The 7,957-nt window shown below is 66.7% G+C and carries 6 protein-coding genes and 1 pseudogene; all 7 read right to left on the bottom strand.

Annotated elements, in window-relative coordinates:
* A pseudogene (locus tag U9977_RS01805) lies at positions 1-415 on the bottom strand (histidine kinase); the annotation flags it as partial.
* A gap of 8 nt (positions 416-423) precedes the next feature.
* Positions 424-1,308, bottom strand: coding sequence for a potassium-transporting ATPase subunit C (locus tag U9977_RS01800; RefSeq protein ID WP_322747375.1), 885 nt, complete (start codon positions 1,306-1,308; stop codon positions 424-426).
* 20 nt (positions 1,309-1,328) lie between these two features.
* Positions 1,329-3,560 carry a potassium-transporting ATPase subunit KdpB gene (kdpB, locus tag U9977_RS01795; protein WP_322747374.1) on the bottom strand — a complete coding sequence of 744 codons (2,232 nt, stop codon included), beginning with the start codon at positions 3,558-3,560 and terminating at the stop codon, positions 1,329-1,331.
* A gap of 3 nt (positions 3,561-3,563) precedes the next feature.
* Positions 3,564-5,225 carry a potassium-transporting ATPase subunit KdpA gene (gene kdpA / locus U9977_RS01790; protein WP_322747373.1) on the bottom strand — a complete coding sequence of 554 codons (1,662 nt, stop codon included), beginning with the start codon at positions 5,223-5,225 and terminating at the stop codon, positions 3,564-3,566.
* Positions 5,226-5,300: 75 nt separating this feature from the next.
* On the bottom strand, positions 5,301-5,390 hold the full coding sequence (gene kdpF, locus U9977_RS01785; protein WP_322747372.1) for a K(+)-transporting ATPase subunit F: 90 nt from the start codon (positions 5,388-5,390) through the stop codon (positions 5,301-5,303).
* A gap of 363 nt (positions 5,391-5,753) precedes the next feature.
* A complete protein-coding gene (locus tag U9977_RS01780; protein ID WP_322747371.1) occupies positions 5,754-6,626 on the bottom strand; it encodes an acyl-CoA thioesterase II in 873 nt (290 codons plus the stop codon).
* Between the two features lie 10 nt (positions 6,627-6,636).
* Positions 6,637-7,548: a FadR/GntR family transcriptional regulator gene (locus tag U9977_RS01775; protein WP_322747370.1), complete on the bottom strand. Its 912-nt coding sequence runs from the start codon at positions 7,546-7,548 to the stop codon at positions 6,637-6,639.
* Positions 7,549-7,957 lie beyond the last annotated feature (409 nt).

The raw sequence follows: 7,957 nt of genomic DNA, 5'->3' as shown, positions 1-7,957 counted from the left end.
CGTTGAGCGACTCCAGATGCTGGACGTTGACGGTGGACAGCACGTCGATGCCGGCGTCGAGCAGCTCCTCGACGTCCTGCCAGCGCTTCTCGTGACGGCTGCCGGGGATGTTGGTGTGGGCGAGCTCGTCGACGAGCGCGACCTGCGGGCGCCTGGCGAGCAGGGCGTCGAGGTCCAGCTCCGGGAAGGTCCGGTCCCGGTACGCCACCGCCCGTGGCTGGACGATCTCCAGACCGCCCAGCAGGTTCGCGGTGTGGACCCGCCCGTGGGTCTCGACGAGGCCCACCACCACGTCGGTTCCCCGCGCGGCCCGGCGGTGGGCCTCGTCCAGCATCGCGTACGTTTTCCCGACCCCGGGGGCCGCTCCAAGGTAGACCCGTAGCCGTCCCCGGCCCGGGTTTCGTGACCCAGCCATCCCTGCGGTCAGCTCGTACGCAGTTTGTCCAGGGCGAGGTTGAGCTCGACGACGTTGACGGTCGGCTCGCCGAGGAAGCCGAGCGCCCGGTGGGTGACATGGTCGTCGACGAGCCTGCGGACGACTGTCGGGTCGAGCCCGCGGGCCTTGGCGACCCGGGCCACCTGCAGGTCGGCGTAGGCGGGGGAGATGCCCGGGTCCAGACCGCTACCGGAGGCTGTCACGGCATCGGGCGGCACCGGGTTGCCCGCCGCCTTGCCCGGGCCGGGCACGAGAACCTGCTTTCCCGCGGCATAGTCGTCACCGTACGTCGCGCATTGGACCGCAATCCCTTCGTAGGTGGCGAGGAACGGCCCGGCCGGACACTGCTCGTTCACGCTGACGACCTTGGTGATCGGCCCCGCATAGCCGGGGTCACGGTAGAACACCGACAGGACCGCGCCGACGCCTCCGGCCGTGCAGTAGGGACGCCGGCCGTCGACGCCTTCGAGGTCACCGACGGCCTTGCTGCGGCTGCACACCTGGGTGAGCAGGCTCTGTTTGCTCTCGTCGTCCTTGGTGGCCGGGTCGTCGAGGGTGTCGGTGACGCTTTCTGGACCGAGGTTGGACGCGGATGTCGCGGTGGGGTCGTAGCCCTCGCCCGCCGCGGACGGACGGGACTGGAAGTACGTCGGGATCGGGTTGCCGTTCGAGTCGGTGAACAACTGGCCGATCAGCGACGAACCGACGACGTGGCCGTCCGCAGCTTTGATCATCGAGCCGTCCGCCCGGTGCTTGAGGCCGGGTAGCTGGGCGATTGCGGTGATCGCCAGTGGATAGGCGATGCCGGTGATCACCGTGAGTACCAGGAGTACGCGTACGGCGGCGAACAGGTGTCGGAGCGAGCCGGGCATGCGTGACGAGACCACTGTGATCACCGAATTCCGGGGATGAACTGGATGACCAGGTCGATCAGCTTGATCCCGAGGAACGGGATGACCAGGCCGCCCAGTCCGTAGATGCAGAGGTTGCGGCGCAGCATCGTCGCCGCGTTGCCCGGCGTGTAACGCACACCACGCAGGGCCAGCGGGATCAGCGCAATGATGATCAGTGCGTTGAAGATGACCGCGGACAGGATCGCGGACTGCGGGCTGTGCAGTCGCATGATGTTCAGTTTGTCCAGCCCCGGGTACACCGCCGCGAACATCGCCGGGATGATCGCGAAGTACTTGGCGACGTCGTTGGCGATCGAGAAGGTGGTGAGTGCTCCACGGGTGATGAGCAGCTGCTTGCCGATCTCGACGATCTCGATGAGCTTCGTCGGGTTGCTGTCGAGATCGACCATGTTTCCGGCTTCCTTGGCCGCGGACGTGCCGGTGTTCATGGCAACGCCGACGTCGGCCTGGGCGAGGGCGGGGGCGTCGTTGGTTCCGTCCCCGGTCATCGCGACGAGCTTGCCGCCCTCCTGCTCCCGTTTGATCAGGGCGAGCTTGTCTTCGGGGGTCGCTTCGGCCAGGAAGTCATCCACACCCGCCTCGTCGGCGATCGCCTTCGCGGTCAGCGGGTTGTCACCAGTGATCATGACGGTACGGATACCCATGCTGCGCATCTCGTCGAAGCGTTCCCGCATGCCGGACTTGACGACGTCCTTGAGCTGGATCACGCCGAGGACCCGCGCCGTCGGGCCGGAGCCGGCGTCCCCGGCCGAGCTGTCGGTCACCTCACCGACAACCAGCGGCGTCCCGCCGGACGCGGCGATGCCGTCGACAACCTCGCCCGTGCCGTCGGGCACCGGCCCACCATGGTTGCGGACCCACGTCAGCACCGCCGTTGCCGCGCCCTTGCGGATCTGGCGCCCACCGCCGGCATCCGGTCCGCCGCCGGTGAGGTTGACACCGGACATTCTGGTCTGCGCGGTGAACGGTACGAACGTGGCGGTGGACAGCTCGCCCGGGGTGCGCTCGCGCAGGCCGTAGGTGCTCTTGGCGAAGACCACGATGGAGCGGCCCTCGGGGGTCTCGTCGGCGAGTGAGGACAGCTGCGCGGCATCGGCGAGCACCTGCTCGTCCACGTCCCCGACCGGGATGAAGGCGCGCGCCTCACGGTTGCCCAAAGTGATTGTCCCGGTCTTGTCCAGCAGCAGCGTGTTGACGTCGCCGGCCGCCTCGACGGCGCGACCACTCATGGCGAGCACGTTGCGTTGCACCAGCCTGTCCATGCCCGCGATGCCGATCGCCGAGAGCAGAGCGCCGATCGTCGTCGGGATCAGACAGACCACCAGCGACACCAGCACGATCCCGGTGACGCCGTTGGCGTTCAGGGCGGCGCTGTCGGGGATACCCGGCTGCTGAGCCTTCGAGAAGATAGCCAACGGCTGCAGGGTCGCGACCGCGAGCAGGAAGATGATGGTCAAAGACGCCAGCAGGATGTTGAGCGCGATCTCGTTCGGCGTCTTCTGTCGGTTCGCCCCCTCCACGAGAGAGATCATCCGGTCGATGAAACTCTCGCCGGGCCGCTGGGTGATCTCTATGATGATCTGGTCGGACAGCACCCGGGTACCACCGGTCACCGCGGACCGGTCGCCACCCGACTCGCGGATCACCGGCGCGGACTCGCCGGTGATGGCGGACTCGTCGACGCTCGCGATGCCGTCGATGACGTCACCGTCACCGGGGATGAACTCGCCTGCTTCGACCACCACCCGATCGCCCTTGAGCAGGCTCGGCGCGGGTACCCGCTCGATCCGTGCCGTGCCGAGGTCCGTGCCGGGCTTCCAGTCGATCAGTCGGCGGGCAACGGTGTCCGTCTTCGCCTTGCGCAGCGCGTCGGCCTGTGCCTTTCCTCGGCCTTCGGCAACCGCTTCGGCCAGGTTCGCGAACAGTCCGGTCAGCCACAACCAGATGACGATCAGCCAGGCGAACGTGCTGGGGTCGCGGATCGCCAGCACCGTGGTGAACACGGCGCCGATCTCGACGATGAACATGACCGGGTTACGCCACAGGGTGGTCGGGTTCAGCTTTCTGATGGCGTCCGGAGCCGAGCGCCAGAGCATCCTGGGGTCGAGCAGGCCACCCTGGACCCGCCGGGCCGATCGGGTGGTGTCCGGATCCTGCGCCGGATCCGCGGAGTTTCTGTTCACAGTGGTCGTGGCATCTGTATTCCTCATGGCCTAGTGGAGACCTTCCGCCAACGGTCCGAGCGCAATAGCCGGGAAGTAGGTCAGCGCGCCGACGATGATTGCCACGCCTGTCACCAGGCCGACGAACAACGGCCGGTGGGTGGGCAGCGTGCCGGCCGACGCGGGAACGGGTTTCTGCCGGGCCAGACTGCCCGCCAGTCCGAGCGCGAACACCATCGGCAGGAAGCGCGCGGCGAGCATGGATATACCCAGCGCCGTGTTCCACCACGTCGTGTTCACCGAGATGCCCGCGAATGCGGACCCGTTGTTGTTCCCCGCGGACGTCGCCGCGTACAGCACCTCGGACAATCCGTGGGAGCCGGAGTTCAGCATAGCGGCCCGCTCGCCGGGCAGGGCCATCGCCAGTGCCGTGACCACCAGGACGAACGTCGGTGTGGTCAGAATGTAGAGGGAGGCGAACTTCACCTCCCGGCCGGAGATTTTCTTGCCGAGGTACTCCGGCGTTCGCCCGATCATCAGGCCACCGACGAACACGGCGAGCACCGCGAGAATGAGGATGCCGTACAGGCCCGATCCGGTACCGCCCGGAGCGATCTCCCCGAGCATCATGTTCAGCAACAGGACCGCGCCGCCGAGGCTCGTGTAGGAGTCATGAAAGGAATTCACCGCGCCGGTCGAGGTCAGCGTCGTCGCGGATGCGAAGGTCGCCGAGTCGGGTATGCCGAAACGTGTCTCGGTGCCTTCGGCCGACGCGCCCACAGCGGTGGGGACCGTGCCGTGATGGGCCATCTGCAGACCGTTCACCAGGAACATGCTGGCCAGTGCGAGCACGACCATGACGGAGACGATCGCCAGGCCCTGACGGGTGTCACCGACCATCTTCCCGAAGGTCCGCGGCAGCGAGAAACCGATCGACAGCAGCAGGTAGATCTGCAGCCAGTTGGTCCAGTTCGTCGGGTTCTCGAAGGGGTGCGCGGAGTTGGCGTTGTAGAAGCCGCCACCGTTCGTCCCGAACTCCTTGATGATTTCCTGGCTCGCGACCGGTCCGCCGGTCACCGACTGGTTACCACCGGCGATGGTCGTGACCGTCTGGACGTGGTGGAAGTTCTGGACGACCCCACCCGCGATCAGTACGACCGCGCCGATCACACAGATCGGGAGCAGGATGCGGACGACGGTGCGGATGAGGTCCACCCAGAAGTTGCCGAGCTGGTCGGTACGGCTGCGGGCGAAGCCGCGGACCAGCGCGATCGCCACCGCGATGCCGACCGCCGCGCTGGTGAAGTTCTGTACCGCGAGCCCGGACATCTGTACGAGATAACCGAGCGTCGACTCACCCGAGTACGACTGCCAGTTGGTGTTCGTGACGAAGCTGGTTGCCGTGTTGAATGCCTGCCCCTGTTCCATCCCGGCGAAACCGAGGCTGAGCAGCAGCTGGCCCTGTAGCCGAAGAAATGCGTACAGGAACAGCACGGAAACAAAGGAGAAGGCGAGCACACTGCGCAGATAGGTGCTCCATCGCTGCTCGGCGTCTGGATCGACGCCGACCACCCGATAGATCACCTTTTCGGCCCGCAGATGATGCCCGGTCGTATAAACTCGGGCCATATAGTTGCCAAACGGCCGGTAGGTCAGACCCAGCGCGATGGCGAGGGTGGCGACGAAGATAATCCCCGCCGTCGTGGTGTTCATTGCGCAACCCCTTGCGGCCGCCGGCGGCACCGGGGAGATCCATGATGGACCCGCGGTGCGTCGCCGTTGGTCAGGTTAGAACTTCTCTGGAAACAAAAGGGCGATGACAAGGAAGATCGTGAGCGCGACCGCCAGGATCAAACCGGTCAGGTTCTCAGCGGTCACAGTTTCTCCACCCCTCGTACGACCAGCCCCAGCACGGCGAATATCGCGACGGTGAGGACGACGAACATCAGGTCACGCACGGCAGATCCTTCCAGCGTGGCAGGGGTCCCGGAGACCTCAAGGGAACCGAGTATCGACCCGGCGGGAATCGGGGACCAGCGGCTTTGACGCCCTGATGACGCCTCGCCCGGAAAGTTCGACGGGTCGTCGACACGGTCGACGTCGGTCGGTGGCGGCGTGGGAGCATGTCGCAGACGCCGAACGGCTCCGACCGCGGGACGTCGCGAGCCGCGCGCGTCCTGTTGTCGGAGCCGTTGAAAAAAGGTAAAAACGGAAAGTTGGAGCAGTCGGGCAGCGCCGGCCTCAGCGAGCCAGCCGCATCAGGCCCTCCTGTGCAACGGAGACGACGAGCCGGCCGTCGGTTGTGTAGATCTCACCGCGAGCGAAGCCACGTTCCCCGGACGCCGACGGACTGTCCTGGATGTAGAGGAGCCATTCATCCGCGCGGAACGGTCGATGGAACCACATCGCGTGGTCCAGGCTCGCCAATGAAATTCTCGGCCCCGCCGGCGTCCGATGCGGGAGCACGGTTGTCGTGATCAGGTGGAGGTCCGAGGCGTATGCGACCGCACAGGCGTGGTAGAGCGGGTCGTCGGGTAGCACCCCCCGGGCACGGAACCACCGCCGCTGGTGGGGAGCACGGGGATCCCCGAGGTAGGAGATGACGGGCGGCTCTATGGAGCCGTCCTGGGCGCTCGTCGCGATCGGCAGGACATCCAGATAGCGCAGGAAGAACGGCTCGACACCCCCATTGTCGGCGAAGATCTCATCGGGTGGCGTGGCGGTGTCATCGGGCAGCGGTGTCGGGGGCATCGCCGACTGGTGCTCGAAGCCATCCACCGTATGATGGAACGACGCGGACATGTTGAAGATGGCCTTGCCGTGCTGGATGGCGACCACACGCCGGGTCGTGAAGGACCGCCCGTCACGAATCGGGTCGACCTCATAGATGATCGGCGCTGTTGGATCACCCGGTAGCAGGAAATAGGCGTGCAGCGAGTGCACCGGGCGATCGGCGGCGACGGTCCGACCAGCGGCGATCAGTGCCTGTGCCGCCACATGGCCGCCGAATACCCTGGTCGGCGCGGTGTGCCAGGACCAGCCGCGGAAGATGTTGGTTTCGATGCGGTCGAGGGTGAGGACCTCGGCCAGGGAGTCAGTCTCGGCGCGGGTCACCTGATCGACGTTACCTACCTGACGTGGGAACTCCCCCCAACAGGTCGAGGACTGTGGCCTGGTCGTGTTCGGCGAAGGGGTTTGTCGCCAGGAGGTGACGCCGCCATAGGTCCTCGGCGGCGGCTGCTTGGCCGGCTTCGATCAGGGCCACCAACTCCCGGTGTGGGCGGTGGTTGGCCACACCGGCCGGACCTGCTCCTCCAGGCGCTCCAGGCGCACCAGGCGGGGCCGGCGCGGCCGGCGTGTTGTCGGGGACCGATCCGCTGCCCTGCGCGAGGCTGACGATATGGCGGAGCATGCCGGCAAGCACGAGCAGGGTCTGGTTGCCGGCGAGCTCGATCAGTAGGCCGCGGAAGTCGGTGTCCGCGGCCTGTAGCTGGCTGTGGTTGTCGTCGGCGGCCTCGACCGCAGTGAGGGCCGCCCGGAGCTCGGTGAGATCGTCATCTGTGTGGCGCTCGGCGATCTGGCGGACACAGGGCGGCTCGATGAGAGCCCTGGCCTGGTGGATGTCAGCGAGGGTCGTGCCGCGGTGTTCCAGGACCAGCGCCGCGTAGCGGGCGGCCACGTCACCGTTGGGTGTATGGACGCGGGCCCCGCCATGGGCGCCCCGGCGCACGCTGATCAGCGCTTCGGACTCCAGGACCCGGAACGCCTCGCGCAGCGTAGGGCGCGAGACACCGAACTGTTCCATCAACACGGCTTCCGGGGGAAGAGCATCGCCTTCGACCAGTTCACCCCGCACTACCTGGCGCCGCAGGTGCGCCGCGACCAGCTCGGCGGTCTTGGGGACGCGTACCTGCCTGCCGATGCGGCCCTCGCCGATCACCGCTCCGCCCGTGCCGGCGGCCTCTGCCGGCTTTGCCGGCGCGGAGATGCCGACCGGTCCGGTCGTCGCGATCTCGGTTGCGTTCAGTAACGCCATGACGGTCGGCCCCCCAGAGACATCCAGCTGCAGGCGGACGGGGCAAGCTCCCGTGGTCGCACGTCAGCACCCTTCATTCGGAAGATCATGTTGCCGGCGCTGGCGATGTCACCAGAAGTGCCGGCGAGGTTGCATTGTGACATCACAAGGGGGCGGTGTGTACGAGGGGTGGTTAGATGGCCGCGAAACGGCGAAATTTTGCCGTTGATTGTCATAGTTGTATACTGATGGCGACCATGCGGACACCTCTCCTCGCACCGTTTCGGACCGGCCCTGGCTCCCCGGTCTCCCGCCGGTTCGCGACGTTCCCGTTGACATTCGTGCGTGCCGGCGCGGGTTCAGCGGTCGTATCGGGGATCCTGGTTGTGCGGGGAAACCGTTACAGGCAGCCAACCTGTGTGGACACATC

Origin of the sequence: Protofrankia sp. Cas8 (genome assembly GCF_963555845.1) — a bacterium.
Lineage (GTDB): Bacteria > Actinomycetota > Actinomycetes > Frankiales > Frankiaceae > Protofrankia.
The sequence above is the reverse complement of the archived record's forward strand: the minus strand, read 5'-3'. Positions and strand labels throughout refer to the sequence as shown.